The organism is Desulfuromonas thiophila, assembly GCF_900101955.1.
GTDB classification, from domain to species: domain Bacteria; phylum Desulfobacterota; class Desulfuromonadia; order Desulfuromonadales; family Desulfuromonadaceae; genus Pseudodesulfuromonas; species Pseudodesulfuromonas thiophila.
The window spans coordinates 106,596-124,408 of record NZ_FNAQ01000002.1 but is presented as its reverse complement, the minus strand read 5'-3'; the positions used below and the strand labels follow the sequence as shown (position 1 = coordinate 124,408).

At 61.8% G+C, this 17,813-nt stretch carries 17 protein-coding genes and 6 tRNA genes; 7 read left to right on the top strand and 16 right to left on the bottom strand.

The genetic code is table 11. The annotated features are described in order from the left end of the window. Window positions 1-208 precede the first annotated feature (208 nt). The 15 genes from rplA to BLR80_RS02750 all read right to left on the bottom strand — a co-directional run bounded on the left by rplA (window position 209) and on the right by BLR80_RS02750 (window position 8,784). The gene (rplA, locus tag BLR80_RS02820; protein WP_092076071.1) at window positions 209-910 is read right to left on the bottom strand and encodes a 50S ribosomal protein L1; all 702 of its coding nucleotides are present in this window, start codon (window positions 908-910) and stop codon (window positions 209-211) included. Between the two features lie 17 nt (window positions 911-927). After that, complete coding sequence (rplK, locus tag BLR80_RS02815; protein WP_092076069.1) at window positions 928-1,350, bottom strand: 50S ribosomal protein L11; 423 nt, start codon at window positions 1,348-1,350, stop codon at window positions 928-930. A gap of 31 nt (window positions 1,351-1,381) precedes the next feature. After that, window positions 1,382-1,909 carry a transcription termination/antitermination protein NusG gene (gene nusG / locus BLR80_RS02810; RefSeq protein ID WP_092076067.1) on the bottom strand — a complete coding sequence of 176 codons (528 nt, stop codon included), beginning with the start codon at window positions 1,907-1,909 and terminating at the stop codon, window positions 1,382-1,384. 15 nt (window positions 1,910-1,924) lie between these two features. Beyond that, entirely contained in the window at window positions 1,925-2,110 is a 186-nt protein-coding gene (secE, locus tag BLR80_RS02805) for a preprotein translocase subunit SecE (protein WP_092076065.1), read from the bottom strand. Window positions 2,111-2,139: 29 nt separating this feature from the next. After that, window positions 2,140-2,216, bottom strand: a tRNA-Trp gene (locus BLR80_RS02800). Between the two features lie 25 nt (window positions 2,217-2,241). After that, window positions 2,242-2,394 carry a 50S ribosomal protein L33 gene (gene rpmG / locus BLR80_RS02795; RefSeq protein ID WP_092076063.1) on the bottom strand — a complete coding sequence of 51 codons (153 nt, stop codon included), beginning with the start codon at window positions 2,392-2,394 and terminating at the stop codon, window positions 2,242-2,244. Window positions 2,395-2,452: 58 nt separating this feature from the next. Further along, on the bottom strand, window positions 2,453-3,643 hold the full coding sequence (tuf, locus tag BLR80_RS02790; RefSeq protein ID WP_092076061.1) for an elongation factor Tu: 1,191 nt from the start codon (window positions 3,641-3,643) through the stop codon (window positions 2,453-2,455). 91 nt (window positions 3,644-3,734) lie between these two features. After that, window positions 3,735-3,810, bottom strand: a tRNA-Thr gene (locus BLR80_RS02785). A 26-nt stretch (window positions 3,811-3,836) separates the two neighbouring features. Next, window positions 3,837-3,913 (bottom strand) — tRNA-Gly (locus tag BLR80_RS02780). 106 nt (window positions 3,914-4,019) lie between these two features. Then, window positions 4,020-4,104: transfer RNA gene (locus BLR80_RS02775), tRNA-Tyr, on the bottom strand. A 39-nt stretch (window positions 4,105-4,143) separates the two neighbouring features. Then, window positions 4,144-4,219 (bottom strand) — tRNA-Thr (locus BLR80_RS02770). 139 nt (window positions 4,220-4,358) lie between these two features. Then, complete coding sequence (rlmB, locus tag BLR80_RS02765; protein WP_092076059.1) at window positions 4,359-5,114, bottom strand: 23S rRNA (guanosine(2251)-2'-O)-methyltransferase RlmB; 756 nt, start codon at window positions 5,112-5,114, stop codon at window positions 4,359-4,361. Further along, window positions 5,111-5,830 carry an orotidine-5'-phosphate decarboxylase gene (gene pyrF / locus BLR80_RS02760; RefSeq protein WP_092076057.1) on the bottom strand — a complete coding sequence of 240 codons (720 nt, stop codon included), beginning with the start codon at window positions 5,828-5,830 and terminating at the stop codon, window positions 5,111-5,113. Before pyrF ends, rlmB begins: the two co-directional genes overlap by 4 nt. After that, the gene (locus BLR80_RS02755; protein ID WP_092076055.1) at window positions 5,827-7,062 is read right to left on the bottom strand and encodes a DUF4388 domain-containing protein; all 1,236 of its coding nucleotides are present in this window, start codon (window positions 7,060-7,062) and stop codon (window positions 5,827-5,829) included. The genes pyrF and BLR80_RS02755 overlap by 4 nt, the downstream gene beginning before the upstream one ends. 3 nt (window positions 7,063-7,065) lie before the next feature. Beyond that, window positions 7,066-8,784 carry a proline--tRNA ligase gene (locus BLR80_RS02750; RefSeq protein WP_092076053.1) on the bottom strand — a complete coding sequence of 573 codons (1,719 nt, stop codon included), beginning with the start codon at window positions 8,782-8,784 and terminating at the stop codon, window positions 7,066-7,068. 215 nt (window positions 8,785-8,999) lie between these two features. On the opposite strand from BLR80_RS02750, the gene BLR80_RS02745 reads away from it, so the two are divergent. Then, entirely contained in the window at window positions 9,000-10,490 is a 1,491-nt protein-coding gene (locus tag BLR80_RS02745; protein ID WP_092076051.1) for an AAA family ATPase, read from the top strand. A gap of 194 nt (window positions 10,491-10,684) precedes the next feature. Here BLR80_RS02745 and ispG read toward each other — a convergent pair whose 3' ends face one another. After that, on the bottom strand, window positions 10,685-11,788 hold the full coding sequence (gene ispG, locus BLR80_RS02740; protein ID WP_092076049.1) for a flavodoxin-dependent (E)-4-hydroxy-3-methylbut-2-enyl-diphosphate synthase: 1,104 nt from the start codon (window positions 11,786-11,788) through the stop codon (window positions 10,685-10,687). A gap of 312 nt (window positions 11,789-12,100) precedes the next feature. Between ispG and rlmD the strand changes: the two genes are divergently transcribed. From rlmD to BLR80_RS02710, 6 genes are all read left to right on the top strand, one after another. Further along, window positions 12,101-13,492, top strand: a complete 1,392-nt coding sequence (rlmD, locus tag BLR80_RS02735) for a 23S rRNA (uracil(1939)-C(5))-methyltransferase RlmD (RefSeq protein ID WP_092076047.1) — start codon at window positions 12,101-12,103, stop codon at window positions 13,490-13,492. Window positions 13,493-13,673: 181 nt separating this feature from the next. Beyond that, window positions 13,674-14,276 (top strand): sulfurtransferase-like selenium metabolism protein YedF, encoded by a 603-nt coding sequence (yedF, locus tag BLR80_RS02730; RefSeq protein ID WP_171906287.1) that lies wholly within the window; start codon window positions 13,674-13,676, stop codon window positions 14,274-14,276. 130 nt (window positions 14,277-14,406) lie between these two features. After that, window positions 14,407-14,502, top strand: a tRNA-Sec gene (locus tag BLR80_RS02725). Between the two features lie 96 nt (window positions 14,503-14,598). Next, on the top strand, window positions 14,599-14,964 hold the full coding sequence (locus tag BLR80_RS02720; RefSeq protein ID WP_092076043.1) for a response regulator transcription factor: 366 nt from the start codon (window positions 14,599-14,601) through the stop codon (window positions 14,962-14,964). After that, window positions 14,961-15,605 carry a hypothetical protein gene (locus BLR80_RS02715; protein WP_092076040.1) on the top strand — a complete coding sequence of 215 codons (645 nt, stop codon included), beginning with the start codon at window positions 14,961-14,963 and terminating at the stop codon, window positions 15,603-15,605. Before BLR80_RS02720 ends, BLR80_RS02715 begins: the two co-directional genes overlap by 4 nt. Next, entirely contained in the window at window positions 15,602-17,812 is a 2,211-nt protein-coding gene (locus tag BLR80_RS02710) for an ATP-binding protein (protein WP_092076038.1), read from the top strand. The genes BLR80_RS02715 and BLR80_RS02710 overlap by 4 nt, the downstream gene beginning before the upstream one ends. Window position 17,813: the final 1 nt, after the last annotated feature.

The following is a 17,813-nucleotide window of genomic DNA, read 5'->3' as shown; positions in this document are numbered from 1 at the left end:
CTTTCCTTTAAAATGTAGGAAACTCCCCCGTGCAGACTTCAGGGAGACGCGGAGTCTCAAGCCGTCTCGGCAGGCGCAAACGCATTAAAGGACCCTGCAACAGGTCTTACCTGCTGTCTTCGACAGGGAAGATACCAAAAACAGCAGGACAGGGCGTACCTGGCCTGCTGTTTCGATAGCACTTACTCGCGGCCGGCAGGCGGCCGCTCTATTTCACCAGCGCCTGCACTCCGGCGACATCAACAAAGATGCCAGGGCCCATCGTGCTGGAGACACTGATTTTTTTCAGATAGGTCCCCTTGGCGGTCGCCGGCTTAGCTTTAATCAAAGCATCCATCAAGGAAACAATATTGTCCTGCAGGGTAGCGGCATCGAAAGAAGCCTTGCCAACCGGCGCATGAACGATTCCAGCCTTCTCGACCCGGTATTCAACCTTACCCGACTTTGACTCGTTGACAGCCCGGCCAACATCAAAGGTGACGGTACCAACCTTGGGGTTGGGCATCAGGCCACGAGGACCAAGGATGCGGCCGATCTTACCAACCAGGCCCATCATGTCTGGAGTTGCGATGGCGGTATCAAACTCGAACCATCCACCCTGAATCTTCTCAACCAGATCCTCGGCGCCGACAAAATCAGCACCTGCCTGCTGTGCCTCCTGAGCCTTCTCACCCTTGGCAAACACCAGTACACGCACCTGCTTGCCCAAGCCATGCGGCAACACCACGGCGCCACGGACCATCTGGTCGGCCTTGCGCGGGTCAACACCAAGACGCACCGTTACATCGACAGTCTCATCAAAGTTGGCGTTGGCGACCTCTTTCAGCAGAGTCAGGGCATCGCTCAGTGCATAGTTGACACTACGGTCAACCTTCGATTTCGCTGCTATCCGTTTTTTACCTGTAGCCATCTGCTCTCACTCCAAGCTTATTCGACTTCGAGGCCCATGCTGCGCGCAGTGCCCAGAATGGTACGCACCGCAGCCGACTCATCAAAGGCATTGAGATCCGGCATCTTCAGCCGCGCGATCTCTTCCACCTGTGCCATGCTGACCTTACCCACCTTGTTCTTGTTCGGCACACCCGATCCTTTGGGAATCTTGGCAGCCTTCATCAGCAGCACGGCGGCAGGAGGCGTCTTCGTAATAAATGTAAAGGACCGATCGGCATAAACCGTGATCACCACCGGGATGATCATACCCTCTTCCGACTGGGTCTTTGCATTGAACGACTTGCAGAACTCCATAATATTCACACCATGCTGACCCAGAGCTGGGCCTACAGGTGGCGACGGATTTGCCTTGCCTGCTGGAATCTGCAGTTTAATTTGTCCGGTAACTTTCTTGGCCATCCCTGAAACTCCCTTAACCTGCCACCCGGATCTAGCTAGTCTTCTCTACCTGGATAAAATCCAGCTCCACCGGGGTGACACGACCGAAAATACTGACCATGACTTTCAATTTGCCCTTGTCGGGCTTCACATCCTCGACCACACCCGTGAAATTAAGAAAGGGTCCATCAACAACCCGAACCGTTTCACCAATTTCATATTCAACTTTCGGCTTGGGCCGCTCAGCCCCCTCCTCCATTCGTGCGGTGATTTTAGCCACCTCGGCATCGGGTATGGACGGCGGATTGGTACCACCACCGACAAAGCCAGTCACCTTGGCCGTGTCCTTGACAACATGCCAGGTCTCACTGTTGAGTTCCATCTGAACCAGAATGTAGCCGGGGAAGAACTTACGCGTGGAGGTTTTACGCTCACCGTTTTTTAACTCGACAACAACCTCGGAAGGCACCAAAATCTCGCCAAACTGCTCTTCCATGCCCAGCATTCGGACGCGCTCTTCGAGATTTTGCTTAACTTTGTTTTCAAAGCCTGAATAGGTATGGACACCGTACCACTTCATCACCTGCACCGCTTTCTATCGACTGAGAAGGGTTCTGACCAGGGTCGACAACAGGGTATCGACACCCCAGAGAAACACGGCGATCAGCAGCACGAAGGCGATGACAACAAAAGTCGAAGCGTAGGTGTCTTTTTTGCTTGGCCAGGTAACCTTGACCAGTTCGTGACGCACATTGCCCAGAAAACCTGCTATTTTTCCCACGCCTTAACCCCGCTTCGATGCATTAAAATTGGCAGGCCAGGAGGGATTCGAACCCCCAACACCCGGTTTTGGAGACCGGTGCTCTAGCCGTTGGAGCTACTGGCCTGCAGCAACGCTTGACACATCGAAGACTACTTGGTCTCCCGATGCAGGGTATGACGCCGGTCAAAACGACAGTACTTTTTAAACTCAAGTCGATCCGGCAGATTGCGTTTATTTTTGGTAGTCGTGTAATTGCGCTGCTTACACTCGGTGCAGGCCAGCGTGATAATATCTGATGCCATCACTTATCTCCGACGCTGCCGCCGCAACCGGCGGCAGCTATCCGAACCTAATTAAAACCTAACCAAGAATTTCGCTGACGACACCCGCGCCGACAGTCCGACCACCTTCGCGGATGGCGAAGCGCAGTTCCTTGTCCATGGCGATGGGGGTGATCAGTTCGACGGTCATGGCGATGTTGTCGCCGGGCATTACCATCTCAACACCTTCGGGCAGCTCTACAATGCCGGTCACGTCGGTGGTACGGAAGTAGAACTGCGGCCGGTAGCCCTTGAAGAACGGTGTATGGCGTCCGCCTTCTTCTTTGGTCAGAATGTAGGCTTCGGCTTTGAATTTGGTGTGCGGCTTGATGCTGCCGGGCTTGGCGAGCACTTGGCCGCGCTCGATGTCTTCGCGCTTGACGCCGCGCAGCAGCACGCCAACGTTGTCGCCGGCCTGACCCTGATCGAGCAGCTTGCGGAACATCTCGACACCGGTGACGGTGGTTTTGCTGGTGGCCTTCATGCCGACGATCTCGACTTCTTCCTGCACCTTGATGACGCCACGCTCAATACGACCGGTAGCGACGGTGCCGCGACCTGAGATGGAGAAGACGTCTTCTACGGGCATCAGGAACGGCTGGTCGATGGCGCGCTCGGGCTCGGGGATGTAGCTGTCGACCTGGCGCATAAGCTCGAGGATGGGTTCTTCGGCGGCTTCGCCGGTGGCGCATTCGAGGGCCTTGAGGGCGCTGCCGGGCACGATGGGAATATCGTCACCGGGGAAGTCGTAGGCGCTGAGCAGCTCGCGAACTTCCAGTTCGACCAGCTCCATCAGTTCGGCGTCGTCGACCATGTCGGCCTTGTTGAGGAATACGACGATGGCGGGCACGCCGACCTGGCGGGCAAGCAGGATATGCTCACGGGTCTGCGGCATGGGGCCATCTGCGGCGGACACGACCAGGATGGCGCCGTCCATCTGGGCGGCTCCGGTGATCATGTTCTTGACGTAGTCGGCGTGGCCAGGGCAGTCAACGTGGGCATAGTGCCGATTGACTGTTTCATATTCCACGTGGGAGGTGGCGATGGTGATGCCGCGCTCACGCTCTTCCGGGGCGTTGTCGATCTGGTCAAAGGCGCGCATCTGAGCCAGGCCCTGGCCAGCCATGACCTTGGTGATGGCGGCGGTCAGAGTCGTCTTGCCATGGTCGACGTGACCAATGGTGCCGATATTGACGTGCGGTTTCTTACGCTCAAATTTTTCCTTGGACATGATATTCTTCCTCTCCAATCAATTTTTTACAGTAGCGGTCTTTGGCCTACGGCCTCTCGGAACAGCCCAACGATCCCCATCGCAACAACGCTGGAGCCCACAACCGGACTTGAACCGGTGACCTCTTCCTTACCAAGGAAGTGCTCTACCTGCTGAGCTATGTGGGCTTAACCTGCTGTCACGTGCTTTTTAATGGAGCGGGAAACGGGACTCGAACCCGCGACCCTCAGCTTGGAAGGCTGATGCTCTAGCCAACTGAGCTACTCCCGCCCATACCGGATCTGAACAACCCTTGGACTCGTCCGGCACCCTCGCGCAGTTCGTCAGCTTTTCGCTCCTGCGACGGGCCATGCCGTATTCGTCCGAAATGAAATTGTGGTGGAGGGGGGAGGATTCGAACCTCCGAAGTCTACGACGGCAGATTTACAGTCTGCTCCCTTTGGCCGCTCGGGAACCCCTCCAGGGGACTTTCTGAAAGGCTTGCGCCTGGTTATTTTATTTGGAGCTGGCGAGAGGAATTGAACCCCCAACCTACTGATTACAAGTCAGTTGCTCTACCGATTGAGCTACGCCAGCACAGAGCCGCAGTTTCTACCTCAATCGATCGGAGATTGCAAGCAGGAAATTTATCCAAGGCAGCATTTCCCGCCGCCGACAAGCGAGGAGGGTTATAATCAATCGGTGCCTGGCTGTCAACAGAATTTCAGGCCGACGGTTACTTTTCCTGCCCGCCACCAGCAGCAACGCGCTGACGCACCACCTCGAACAGGGCAACGGCCGCGGCTACCGACACATTGAGCGACTCTACCGCCGCCGCCATCGGTATGCACAGCAGCTGATCGCACTCGCTGCGCACGGCAGGCCGCAACCCCTTCCCCTCGGCACCCACCACCAGCGCCACCGGACCCGCCAGATCGGTGCCATACAACGAGACAGCCTGCTCTCCTGCCAGGCCATAAACCCACAGCCCAGCTTCCTTGAGCTGGCGCAGGGCTCGGCTCAGATTTACAACGGGGCACAGGGCCACCCGCTCCAGGCAGCCGGCGGCCGCCCGGGCCACTGTCGCCGTCAACGGACAGGATCGGTCGCGGCCGTAGACCACCGCCTGACAGCCGGCGGCCGCCGCACTGCGGATCAATGCACCAAAGTTGTGCGGATCGGTGACGCCATCCAGCACCAGCACCAGCGCGGTCGGCTGACGCAACTGCGCCAGCAGCGGCTCCAGCCGCTGTGTCTGCACCGCCGCCACCCGAGCCACGACACCCTGGTGCCGATCACCGCCACAGAGCCGGTCCAACTCCGCCCGGGGCAGTCGTCGAAGCCGCACGGATGACTGCTGCGCCTGAGCAGCAAGCTGTGCCAGTCGTTCGCTCAGCTCCGCCTCCACCAGCAGCAGCTCCTTGACGCGGCCGGCCTGCTGCAGGGCCGCCTGCACCGGATTGATACCATACAACAGCTGGTCGTCGCTCATGCGCTTGCCGAACTGGCCATTTCCGTCACTATCGCCCGGGCTGCCTGCACCGGATCAGACGCCGTGGCAATGGGCCGCCCCACTACCAGATAGTCGGCACCAGCCGCCAACGCCGCAGCAGGCGTCATGATGCGCTGCTGATCATCAACCGCACTGGCCACGGGCCGAACCCCCGGCGTAACAATCACAAAGTCCGGTCCACAGGCCTGCCGGATCAGGGGCGCCTCCTGAGCCGAAGCCACCACCCCATCCAGTCCAGCAGCTTGAGCCAGCTGCGCCAAGCGCACCACCATTTCAGTAACCGGCCGGTCAATCCCAACCGCCTGCAAGTCGGACTGTGAGGCCGATGTCAGAATGGTCACCGCCAACAACAGCGGGCAGGGCCGCCCTTCCGCAGCCGCGATCTGGCGCACCTGTGCACTCATGGTCTGCATCATGGTCATGCCGCCCAGGGCATGGACATTCAGCATGGACACCCCCAACCGCAGCGCCTCAATGGCGGCCTTGGCGACCGTATTGGGAATGTCGTGATATTTCAGATCAAGGAATACCTGGCCGCCATTGAGGACGATACGCCTCACTAGCTCGGGGCCAGCGCTGGTAAAAAGCTGCTTGCCCACCTTGAACAGACCCACCTCAGCCCTAAGCCGCTCCACCCAGGCCAACGCCGTGGCGCCATCCTCAACATCAAGGGCAAAAATCAACCGTTCCTTCATCGTTCCTCCTCTTCCCCGCCCGCAACCAGCCGTTGCGCCCGGCGCACCAGTTCCTGCACCCGGCTGGTCAACTCGCCACTGGCCTGACTGCCCAGCAACCGACGGGCCTGGCCACAGGCCAGATATACCAGTTCGCTCAAGGCGTCCACCAGCAGGCGCTTTTGCTCCAAGCCTTCAAGACCCGTCAGGTTACGCATCAGTTGCCGACCATCGACACTGCCATCCTGTGCCAGAACCACACCCCGAAACAGTTCGCGTAACGGCGATGGCAACACCCGCAGAGCCTGTTGCAATTCGGCAGTAAATTCCCGCTGCGCCACCGCCTGGCACAGCAACCGCAGCAATTCATTAAACAGTTCGACCAGTTCCGCCACGTCCTCGGTCAGCGGCGCTGGCGCGGCCGCGGCGACATCGACCATCTTCTTCTCCGCCAGCTGATACAGCAATCGCAGGGCATCGAACTCCGCCAGACCGCTGCGGACCACCAGGTCCGCCACGGTTGCCGGTGCGCCATAAATGAAACTGAGCAGCCGCTTTTCCTCCTCGGCCAGATCGGTCGGTGACCGGCCGCTGTAGGACAGCTGAGCCTCGAAGGAACGCAACCGGCGCAGATACAGGGCCCGCTCATCGACGCGACGCAGGCCTTCCATGATCAGATTCTGCGTGCTCATGGACAGACGCACGATATCGTCGCGCCCCGGATCACCGGCCACAAAGCAGGCTCCCCCCTGCTGATCACTGGCAAACAGGCCGTAAACGATGGTCTCTACCTGATAACGGGTCGCCAACCACAGATCGCGTGGCGCTACCAAGTTCTTTTTCACCAGCAGCTGGGCCAGGGTCCATTCGCCCGTCAGCTCGCTACGGACCTGCGCCAGAGTGGCGCGATCCAGCCGGCCAGTCTGGCAGAGCGTCTCGCCCAGATCCTCCTCGACCCGCTCACTCAGGGCAAAAATGATCTCGCCTTCCTGAAAAAAAATCTGGCGGCCCCCATCCGCAAGCTCCAGATAAAGCACTCCGGTCTTGCGGAACATATTGAGAAACGAAAGCACATCTGCAACGCCAAGCTCTCCCAGGGTCACCGTCAGACAGGGCTCGCCACCGCCCTGCGCCACCAGGGTGAGGTGGGCCGGCGAATGGCTCTGCAAGCGCAACTCGTGGCTGCGCAACCGGGCAACGACCCGTTGCGGCAGGGCCACACGACCACCGTCATCGACGGTCAGGCCATACATGCCCTAGGACTCCGCCAGCGCCTGACGCACCTGGCAGCACAGCCAGTCGGCCGTTTCGGCCTGTGTCAGCCGCCACTGCTGGCCATCGGCACGGGCCTGCACCTCGATAACCCCCTCCTTGAGACTCCGTCCGCCCACGGTCACCCGCATCGGAATACCAAGCAAATCCGCATCCTTGAACTTGCTGCCGGGACGCTCGTCACGATCATCGAACAGCACTTCGACTCCCGCCTGCAGCAATTGATCGTACAGCTGCTGGGCCGCCTCGCGCGCCGCATCCTCCTTGGGGTTGAGCAGCACAATCAGCACCTGGTACGGAGCGATGGGCATGGGAAAAATGATGCCGTTTTCATCATGATTCTGCTCAATGGCCGAGGCCACGGTGCGACCGATACCAATGCCGTAACAGCCCATCACCAAGGGCTCCTCGCGCCCCTCGGCATTGAGCACGGTGGCGCCCAGGGCCTCGGAATATTTGGTGCCCAGCTTGAACACATGTCCGACCTCGATGCCGCGCCAGGCCTGCAGATGCCCAGCACAGCGCGGGCAGCCATCGCCGGCCTGAGCCTGACGCAGATCGGCAAACTCGCCAATCTGCAGATCGCGCTCCAGATTCACCCCCCGATAGTGGTGATCGGCCTGGTTGGCGCCAACAACAAAATCAGCCAGCAGACTCAGTTCGCGGTCAGCGATAATGCGACAGGCCAGCCCCAGCGGTCCGGCAAAGCCGGCCGGCGCACCACTCAACTGCTGCACCTCCGCCTCGTCGAGCAGCTGCACCTGCTGACAGCCCAGCAGACGGCACAGCTTGATGGTATTGAGGCTGTGGTCGCCACGCAACAGCACTGCCAACCGCTCACCGCTGTCGGTCTGCAGCAGCAGGGTCTTGACCAGACGCCACAGTTCGATCCCCAGAAACGCGGCCACCTCCTCTACCGTCTTGCGGCCGGGCGTTGCCACCAGTTCCAGTGCCTGCGTCGCCGCCGGACGCGGCCCGGCCGGCAGGCGCACCTGGGCCTTTTCAACATTGGCGGCATAGTCGCAGCTGTCGCAGGACACAATGGCGTCCTCGCCCGAAGCCGCCAGCACCATGAATTCATGAGATGAGGAGCCGCCGATATTGCCGGTATCGGCCTCGACGGCGCGGAACTGCAGGCCACAGCGTTTAAAGATGCGCTGATAGGCAAGGTACATGCGCTCGTAGGCGCTATCGGCACCGGCGGAATCGAGATCGAAGGAATAGGCATCCTTCATGATGAATTCACGACCACGCATCAGACCGAAGCGCGGCCGGATCTCGTCGCGGAACTTGCCCTGAATCTGGTAAAGGTTCAGCGGCAGCTGGCGATAGGATTTCACGGTACCACGCACCACATCGGTAATCACCTCTTCATGGGTCGGACCAAGGCAGAATTCAGCGTCCTTGCGATCCTTCAGGCGCAGAAGTTCACGACCGTACTGCTGCCAGCGACCTGACTCCTGCCACAACTCGGCGGGAATCACCATCGGCATCAGCAGTTCCAGTGCTCCAGCACGATCCATTTCCTCGCGCACGATCTGCTCGACCTTGCGCACGGCGCGCAGACCAAAGGGCAGGTAGGTATAGATACCAGCGGCGATGCGACGGATCATGCCGGCCCGCAACATCAGCTGATGGCTGGCAATTTCGGCATCGGCCGGGGTTTCCTTGACAGTCGGCAACAGGTACTGGCTAAGACGCATGATAAACGGTTTCCATTAACAGGTTATTGGCAGCACCATGACCGGACGTGCCCGCACGCCCGCCCGTGGCAGAAAAATGAACGCAATCCGGCACAGTTACGCCAGAATCCACGCCATTAGTCGGACAGGATTCGCAAACTAGCCCATTTCCGTGTAAATTGCAACGCACAGCCCGCCACCCGCTGGTGGCACGGCGCACATCAAAGGAGACTGCCATGAAGGAAACCCTCAGCCTGGCCAATCTGGTGCAACATATCCTGGCCGGCACCAGTCTGCTGTGCATTGGCACCGGCAACGAGCAGCGCAGCATCCGCCTGATTCAGGCCGCCGTCGAACGCGGTGTCAAAGAGGTGAACGGCATCCGCCAATGGGACTGTGTGCGCGGTTTTGCCGACGGTGACAGCACCACCGACCCGACGGCCGCCCTGCGCCAGGCCGTCGATCAGCCGGGACCGGCCATCTACGTCTTCAGCGATCTGCACTGGTTCTGGCACGACAGCCCGGCGCTCCTGCGGCTGCTCAGCGACTGTGCCCAGCAACGTCCCGTCACACGCAAGTGTCTGATCTTTCTTTGCCCACCGGGCAGCAATCTGCCCGAAGCACTGCAACCGCTGCTGGTACAACTGGAACACGCCCTGCCAGGCGCGGCCGAACTGGCGGCTTTTCTCGAAGGCAGCCGTGCCAACGATCCCTTCATGGATCGTCTGCTTGGCGAAACGGACGCCCTCAAGCAGTTGGTCAGCGCCGCTCTCGGTCTCGACCTGCTGCGCCTTGAACGCGCCCTGCGGCTGGCACGGGTAAGCAAGACCAATCAGCTCGACGAGGTGGTCAATGCCCTGCACCTCGACAAGAAGCGCGCCGTCGAACAGGCTGGCGTACTCGAATTTGTTGACAACCGGCTCACCCCGGACCAGGTCGGCGGCATGGAAAATCTCAAGCGCTGGATGGAAAAGCGCGAAAGAGCCTTCGGCACCGAAGAGTTGGCGCGGGGTGAAAACCTGCCCAAAGGCGTGCTGCTGATGGGCATCAGCGGCTGCGGCAAGAGTCTGTTCGTCAAGGCCATTGCCGCTCGCTGGCATCTGCCGCTGTTGCGCCTCGACATGGCGACTGTCTACGAAGGCACCTACGGTTCGCCCGAACGCAGCCTGCACCAGGCCTGCGCCCTGGCCGAGGCCATGGCGCCCTGCGTGTTGTGGATCGATGAACTGGAATCGGGCATTTCCGAGCAGGGCTTCAAGTCGGCCGGCGGCAGCGCTTCGCGCGTGCTCGGCTATTTCCTCACCTGGATGCAGGAAAAACAGGCCCCGGTATTCGTCGCCGCCACGGCCAATGCCATCGAAATGCTGCCGGCCGAGGTGCTGCGCAAGGGCCGCTTCGACGAAATCTTCTACATCGCCCTGCCGGGGCTGAAGGAACGCCGCACGATTTTCGATATCCACCTGCGCGCCCAGGGCCAGCAGCCCGAAGCCTTCGACATCGACACCCTGGCCCACTCAAGCCGGGGTTTTTCCGGCGCCGAGATCGAGCAAGCCGTGGCCAGCGCCAAATTCGAGGCCCTGGCCCAGCAACGACCCATGAGCCAGCGCGACATCATGGAGGCCCTCGGCAAAACCGTCCCCATTTCTGTTACCATGGCCGAGCAGATCAAACGCATTGAGGCCTGGGCCTTCAAGCGCGCCGTGCCGGCCAGCGAGGCTGCCGAATAGCACAACGGCCGAAGCGGCGAACGCTGCCAAAGGCCGGCTATCAGGCTACTGAACAACAGCTTGCAGAGCCCACGGATGGGCGACCAGAATCAATGATTGCGCCGTAATGGATCGATTTTGTGGGCAAGACGAAAAAGTGCCTTTTCGGCTGACATCGGTGAAAAAAGCCGGGAGGGGACGTTTTCACCATCTTGCTAATGCCCTTGCGCCGCCAGCAGTTCCCGCTCCAGCGCCAGGGCCTCGGCCACCAGGGCATCGGCCAGTTGCGCCTGCGGCAGGCGCCGCAGTACCTGTCCCTGGCGGAACAGCAGGCCGACATCGCGGCCGCCGGCAATGCCCAGATCGGCCTCGCGCGCCTCACCCGGCCCATTGACGACACATCCCATCACGGCAATGGTCAGCGGCAGACGCAGACCGGCCAGGCGCCGTTCCACCTCTTCAGCCAGCGGGATCAGATCAATCTGGCAACGACCGCAGGTCGGACAGCTGACAAACACCGGGCCGCGCTGGCGCAGGCCGGCAGCCTTGAGAATCTGCCAGCCAACCCGCACCTCCTCCACCGGATCGCCCGTGAGAGACACCCGCAGGGTGTCACCCAGTCCGTCGCACAGCAGGGCGCCAAGACCAACGGCGCTCTTGATGGTGCCGGCCCAGGTAGTGCCAGCCTCGGTAATGCCGATGTGCAGCGGATAATCGACCTGCCCCGCCAGCTGGCGGTAAGCGGCCAGGGTACGCGGCACGTCAGAGGCCTTAAGGCTGACCTTGAGCTGGGGATAATCGAGGTCTTCGAGAATGCGGATGTGGCCAAGGGCACTTTCCACCAAGGCGGCGGCGCTGGCATGGCCATGCTTTTCCAGCAGTGACTTTTCCAGCGAACCGCCGTTGACACCAATACGGATGGGCACGGCCCGTTCCCGGCAGGCGGCCACCACCTCGGCCACCTTCCAGCGCGCGCCGATATTGCCGGGATTGATCCGCAGACAGGCCACACCGGCCGTCAGCGCCTGCAGCGCCAGGCGATAGTCAAAATGAATGTCGGCCACCAGCGGCACGGCGCAGCCCCGCACCAGCGCCGGCAGGGCCGCCGCGGCTTCGGCATCGGGGACGGCGACCCGCACGATCTCGCAGCCAGCCGCCACCAGTGCCGCAATCTGCGCCAGGGTGGCGGCGACATCGCGGGTATCGGTATTGCACATGGACTGCACCGTTACCGGCGCGCCACCGCCAACGGCCACCGCGCCCACCTGCAGCTGACGGGTACGCTGGCGCCGAGGCGAGCAGGTTTCTATTGTTGCCATGGTCTGTGAGCCCTTTTTTTGATGTAAGTCGCAAAAAATCCGTCCACGGCCTTTTGTCCCCCGCAAAGCGAAAACGCGGCCTGCGTGCTCATCCGTGGGCGCGGCGATAACATCGCAAGACGTCCTCGCCGTCGGTACCGGCCGCAGCCGGCATCTAGCCACAGGCAGGCGCCACCGGTCAAGGGGCAGGACACAGCAGTTGACAGGTCGTCGCTCTACCGCTACCGTGCCGGGCATTTCAGTACCTTTCCCGGCGCCGCTTGCGGTCCTTTTTCTTTTTCCTGTTCCTTCCCCTCAACGACGAGAATCACCATGGCCCAGACCCGACCGAACAAACGCATTCCCCGCCGCCCGGCGCAACCGCCCCGCCGCATTACCATCGAATCGCTCAATGGCGACGGCCTTGGCGTCGTCCGTGAAGACGGCAAGGAACTGCTGGTCGCCGGAGTGCTGCCGGGCGAGGAGGTCATTGTGCGGGTCGAGCACGAAGGCCAACACCGCCGCAGCGCCCTGCTGCTCAAGGTGACCCGCCCCCATGCCGATCGGGTCGCGCCGCCCTGCCCGCGTTTTCCACGCTGTCCCGGCTGCCCGCTGCTGCACCTGTCCTATGCCGCCCAGTGCGACTTCAAGACCGACCAGCTGCGCCAGGCGCTGGCACTCTATCCGGAACTGGCCGGACAGGCCATCGCACCCCTGTGGCAGGCACCGGAACCGCTCGGCTACCGCACCACCGCCAAACTGGCCCTGGCCAAGGTACAGGGCAAGGCCCTGGTCGGTCTGTACCAGCGCGGCAGCCATCGGGTGATCGATATTGGCGACTGCCCGCAGCAGCATCCCCTGATCAACCGCATTGCCCAGGCCCTGCGCGAGGAAATCGAGCACCAGAAGCTGCATGTCTACAACCCCATCAGCCAGCGCGGCCTGCTGCGTTATCTGGCCGTGCGGGTCAGCCCGCTGCACAACAGGGCGCTGGTGACGCTGGTCGGCACGGAACGCAACCTGCGTGACTTCACCCACCTGGCCAAGTGGCTGCAGAAAAAGGTGCCTGAAATCATCGGCGTGCATCTCAACATCAACCCGTCGAGCGGCAATGTGGTATTCAGCAACAACAACCTGCGGCTGCTCGGCGTCGACAGCCTGTTCGACCAGATCGGCGATGTACGGCTGCAACTCTCGCCAACCTCGTTCTTTCAGGTCAATCATGCCCAGGCGGCGCGCATCTACCGCCAGATTGCCGACTGGGCGGGCCTGACAGAAGGCAAAACAGCTCTTGACCTTTACGGCGGCGTCGGTGGTATTGCCCTGCATCTGGCCCGCCGCGGCGGCCAGGTCCTCGGCATCGAAATCAACCCGCAAGCCTGCGACAATGCCCGCGCCGCCGCCAGCCACAACCGCCTGAGCAACTGCCGCTTCATCAATGCCGATGCCGCCGAGGCCGCCGCCGATCTGGTGACCGAAGGTCAGGTCATCGATGTCGCCGTCGTCAATCCGCCACGCAGCGGCTGCGACGCCGCCGTACTCGAAGCCCTCGGCCAGCTGCGACCAGCGCAGCTGATCTATCTGTCGTGCCATCCGCACAGTCTGGCGCGTGACCTGCACCAGCTGCTGGCCCAAGGCTACACCCTGGACTGCCTCCAGCCCATCGACATGTTTCCCCAGACACCCCATGTTGAAACCCTGGTGCGTCTGCGCCTTCAACCCTGATGGCCACTCCGGCACCGTAGCCGGGTGCGCCCCGTCGCACGACGATGGCGCGCCCGGCCCGGCTTACTTTGCGCTGCGCCTTCCGGCCTCTGTTCTTCGGGCTTGCCTCGCGGCAGGCAATGGCATTACCATCGGCCGATCCGATCACTTCTATTGTGCGACTGAATACAAGGAGAACACTATGAAGATTCTGGACTGCCGGCAGCTCCAGTGTCCCCAGCCGGTCCTGGAAACCCGCAAGCACCTGCTTGACCACCCGGGCGAACCCGTCACCGTACTGGTGGCCGACAGCATCGCCCAGGCCAACGTCAGCCGGCTGGCCGAGCGCGAGGGCTATCAGGTTCAGGCGCAGGTCACTCCCGACGGCATCGAACTGCAGTTGCGTCTTGATAACGATCTTGCCTGCCAGATCGCGCCCGCAGCGGCCGAGCCGGCAGAAGCCCTCGACCCGCAACTGATTGCCTATATCGCCAGCAACGCCATGGGCCGCGGCAGCGAGGAACTCGGCCAACTGCTGATGCGCAACTTCCTCTTTACCCTGGCCGGCCAGCGTCCCCTGCCCAAAGCCCTGTTGCTGGTCAACAGCGGCGTCCAGCTGGCCTGCGCGGAATCACCTACCCTTGAAGCCCTGCAAAATATGGCAACCGCCGGCGTCGACATCGCGGTCTGCGGCCTGTGTCTGGAGTTTTTCCAACTGAAGGATCAGCTGGCCGTCGGGCGGGTTTCCAACATGCTCGAAACCATCGAAACCCTCAGCGCCGCCAACCGGGTGCTATCACCCTGACCTCGGAGCAAAGCCAAAGGACATCCCCTGCGTTCGGCGCCACGCTTCTCTGCCCCTCCCTCTGGCACCGGCCGGCGAAAAGCCTTGAAGGCATCAACCGCAGCTGCTATAAAAGAAACCCTTGAACAGGGGGAGTAGCTAGTAGCCTGGTGGCGCTCACGGTCTTCAAAACCGATGGGGGGCGCATCCCGTCCCCGGTGGGTTCGATTCCCATCTGCTCCCGCCAAGGTCCATTCGAGACAATCCAAGAAAGTCCACAAACCCGCTGTGTTTTCGGCGGGTTTTTTACAATGACGCTTTACCGCCGGGGTACGAGGTCGCCATGAATGCGCACAAGGTTCTGATCGTTGACGACAGCAGTCTGGCCCGCCTGATGCTGCGCCAGATTTTTGGCCAGCACTTTCCCGCCTGGCAGATTATTGAAGCCCGCAACGGGGCCGAAGCTCTTGAACAGGTTCGGCAGGAACACCCACAACTGGCCCTGCTCGATTACAACATGCCGGACACCAATGGCCTCGATCTGGCGCTGGAGCTTCTGCAGCTGGAGCCGGACCTGCCCATCCACCTGGTGACCGCCAACATCCAGGACGTCACCCGGCAGCGGGCCGAAGCCGCCGGGATCGGCTTTGTCTGCAAGCCCATCTGTCGCGACAGTCTCGCGCCCCTGCTGGCCGGCATAAGCCCATGACCCAGCTGAGCGAACTGGAACAGGATGCTCTCAAGGAGCTGTTCAATATCGGCATGGGGCGGGCGGCAGCCTCTCTCGGCCGCATGGTGGGGGGAGAGATTCTGCTGTCGGTGCCCTTTCTCGACATTCTCCAGCCAACCCGTGCGGCCCAGATTATCCAGAAGCCGGGTTGCGACACCGTCAGCGCCATCCGTCAAAGCTTCAACGGCCCGTTCAACGGCACCGCGCTGCTGATCTTTCCCGAGGTCAACAGCCTGGAACTGGTCCGCACCCTGGTGGGCGAGGATCTGCCGCTGGAGCATCTGGGCGAGCTGGAACAGGAAAGTCTGCTGGAGGTGGGCAATATCGTTCTCAACGCCTGTCTGGGCAGCTTCGCCAACCTGATGCGGGGAGAAATCCTTTTCGAGCTGCCCCTGTTTATCAAGGGCAGCTGTCTGAGTCTGTTGCGGGCCGACAGTGCTGTCTGCGATACGACGGAAGCACAGCCCCTGCTGTTTCTGGTGGTGGATTTCCGCACCACCGAAGAGGCCCGTCTGGCCCACCGCATCCAGGGCTATGTGCTGTTGCTACTGGACTGCACCTCGACCCGCAACCTGCGGTCACAACTGCAACAACTGATCAACGAAACCCTGGAGCCATGAATCCGCACCTGGCGCTGCAATGCCTGGCCTACTGCCCTGCCGGCCTCATCGTGCTGGACGAACACCGCCATATCCAGCTGTGGAACCGTTGGCTGGAGCAAGCCTCCGGTATCCCCGAAGCCAGCGCCCTGGCGCGCCCCCTGGCCGAGTTGCTCGACCTGGCCACGGACAGCCGGCTGTTCGAAGCTATTGATCTGGCGCTGGGCAAAGGCCTGCCCTCCATTCTCAGCCCCAAACTCAACCCGTTGCCCCTGCCCCTCTACCAGCTTGACGGTTCCGGTCAGCGCCAGCCGCTGCAACAGCTGATCCGTATCCTCGCTCTGCCCGGCCAAAGCGGCGCGCGCCACTGCCTGATCGCCATTGAGAACATCAGCAGCGCCTTCGAACGTGAACAGCAACTGCGCCAACAGGCGGCGGCGCTGGAACAGCAGCGCCGACAGGCCACGGCCGCGCGGCAGGAGGCCGAGCGGGCCAATGCCGCCAAGAGTCTGTTTCTGGCCAACATCAGCCACGAAATCCGCACCCCCCTCAACGCCATTCTCGGTCTGTCGCGACTGGCCCGCGATGAAAACGATGCCGTCAGGCTGCACGACAGTCTGGCGAAAATTGAACAGGCAGGACAACTGCTGCTGGCGGTAATCAACGATGTGCTGGATTTTTCCAAGATCGAGGCCGGCATGATGCAGGTCGAGCGGCAGGACTGCGATCTGCGCGCCCTGCTGCACCAGGTAGTGGCGCTGTTCGTCGATCAGGCACAGGAGAAGGGGTTGCAGCTGAGCTGGCATTGTCCGCCCGAAATACCAGCCGGCATCCGCACCGATCCGCTGCGGCTGCAGCAGATCCTCATCAATCTGGTCAGCAACGCGGTGAAGTTCACCTCCGCGGGCACGGTCGTCATGGCCGTCGCCCTTTTGCCCGGCGCCAGCGCCGAGCTCCAGTTTTCCGTCCGCGATACCGGCATCGGCCTGTCCACCGAGGAGCAATCCCGCCTGTTTCAGCCCTTCAGCCAGGCTGACAGTTCTACCAGCCGGCACTACGGCGGTACCGGCCTGGGCCTGGTCATCAGCGAGCGCCTCAGCCGGCTGCTCGGTGGCCAGCTGAGTGTCTCCAGCCGCAAAGGCGAGGGCAGCTGCTTCTGCCTGCATCTGCCGCTGGAAACAGTGGCCCTGGCCGAGTCGGCGGCAGCCGGGAAACCAAGGGCAACCAACGAGGCCCTGCCCCTGCAAGGCGTACGGGTGATGGTCGTTGAAGACAACGCCGTCAACCGCGAAATCGTCCAGCGGCTGCTGCAGCGCTTCGGTGCCGAGGTAGAACTGGTCAACGACGGTTATCAGACCCTTGAACGGCTGCGCCCTGAAACCAGCCGCGCCGCCACCGATCTGATTCTGATGGACATCCAGATGCCCGGTCTCGACGGCTACGCCACCAGCCGGGCGTTACGGGCCGCGCCCTACAACTATCGCGGCCCGATCCTTGCCCTGACCGCCCACGCCATGGCCGAGGAGCGGCACCGCTGCCTGGCCGCCGGCATGAATGAGCATCTGGCCAAGCCCTTCGACGCCGAACAACTGCTGCAACGAATACAGCAGCTGCTGGGGCGCGCCACCAGCGCACCCCAGCCTGTCGCCACAGCATCGCCTGAAGCGGCCGAGCCGCTGTGGAATCCAGCCGCCGCCATTCAACGGTTCGGCAACGATGCCGGGCTGCTACAGCAGATGATCGCGCACTTTCTGCAAAGTCATGCGGATGACGCCATCGACTGGCCGCAGCTGCAATGCCAACCCCTGGCCGCCCAGCGGGCCTGGCTTCACAGCCTCAAGGGCACCAGCGCCACCCTGGGAGCCACGGCGCTGCCCCAACGGATCGCCCAACTGGAAACACAGCCAAGGTTGACCCAAACGGACTGGCAGGAGGTTCGGCGCCAGCTCCGCCGCGTGCATCGGCTGATGCAGGATTGCCCGGTACAGGCACCAGCCGCACAGCCTCCCGCCAAGCCCGCTGCCTGCGACAACGATCTGGCGGCTTTGCTCAGCCTGCTGGAGCAGCGCGACCTGGCTGCCCTGCCCCTGTGGCAGCGCCTGCGGCCCAACCTGCCAGAAGCCTGGCTGAACGAAGCCGCCACGGTTGAAGCGGCATTGCTGCGGCTGGATTTTGCCACCGCAAGCCGCCAGCTGCGGCATTGGCTGCACAGCGAAAGGAGGCTCTGAT

Bases quoted from the DNA above. Each gene is read 5' to 3' on its own strand.
- rpmG (WP_092076063.1), bottom strand. From the start codon at position 2,394: ATGGCATCAGATATTATCACGCTGGCCTGCACCGAGTGTAAGCAGCGC.
- BLR80_RS02750 (WP_092076053.1), bottom strand. From the start codon at position 8,784: ATGCGTCTTAGCCAGTACCTGTTGCCGACTGTCAAGGAAACCCCGGCC.
- tuf (WP_092076061.1), bottom strand. From the start codon at position 3,643: ATGTCCAAGGAAAAATTTGAGCGTAAGAAACCGCACGTCAATATCGGC.
- BLR80_RS02710 (WP_092076038.1), top strand. From the start codon at position 15,602: ATGAATCCGCACCTGGCGCTGCAATGCCTGGCCTACTGCCCTGCCGGC.
- BLR80_RS02755 (WP_092076055.1), bottom strand. From the start codon at position 7,062: ATGTATGGCCTGACCGTCGATGACGGTGGTCGTGTGGCCCTGCCGCAA.
- ispG (WP_092076049.1), bottom strand. From the start codon at position 11,788: ATGGCAACAATAGAAACCTGCTCGCCTCGGCGCCAGCGTACCCGTCAG.
- rlmB (WP_092076059.1), bottom strand. From the start codon at position 5,114: ATGAGCGACGACCAGCTGTTGTATGGTATCAATCCGGTGCAGGCGGCC.
- BLR80_RS02720 (WP_092076043.1), top strand. From the start codon at position 14,599: ATGAATGCGCACAAGGTTCTGATCGTTGACGACAGCAGTCTGGCCCGC.
- yedF (WP_171906287.1), top strand. From the start codon at position 13,674: ATGAAGATTCTGGACTGCCGGCAGCTCCAGTGTCCCCAGCCGGTCCTG.
- pyrF (WP_092076057.1), bottom strand. From the start codon at position 5,830: ATGAAGGAACGGTTGATTTTTGCCCTTGATGTTGAGGATGGCGCCACG.
- rlmD (WP_092076047.1), top strand. From the start codon at position 12,101: ATGGCCCAGACCCGACCGAACAAACGCATTCCCCGCCGCCCGGCGCAA.
- rplK (WP_092076069.1), bottom strand. From the start codon at position 1,350: ATGGCCAAGAAAGTTACCGGACAAATTAAACTGCAGATTCCAGCAGGC.
- nusG (WP_092076067.1), bottom strand. From the start codon at position 1,909: ATGAAGTGGTACGGTGTCCATACCTATTCAGGCTTTGAAAACAAAGTT.
- BLR80_RS02745 (WP_092076051.1), top strand. From the start codon at position 9,000: ATGAAGGAAACCCTCAGCCTGGCCAATCTGGTGCAACATATCCTGGCC.
- rplA (WP_092076071.1), bottom strand. From the start codon at position 910: ATGGCTACAGGTAAAAAACGGATAGCAGCGAAATCGAAGGTTGACCGT.
- BLR80_RS02715 (WP_092076040.1), top strand. From the start codon at position 14,961: ATGACCCAGCTGAGCGAACTGGAACAGGATGCTCTCAAGGAGCTGTTC.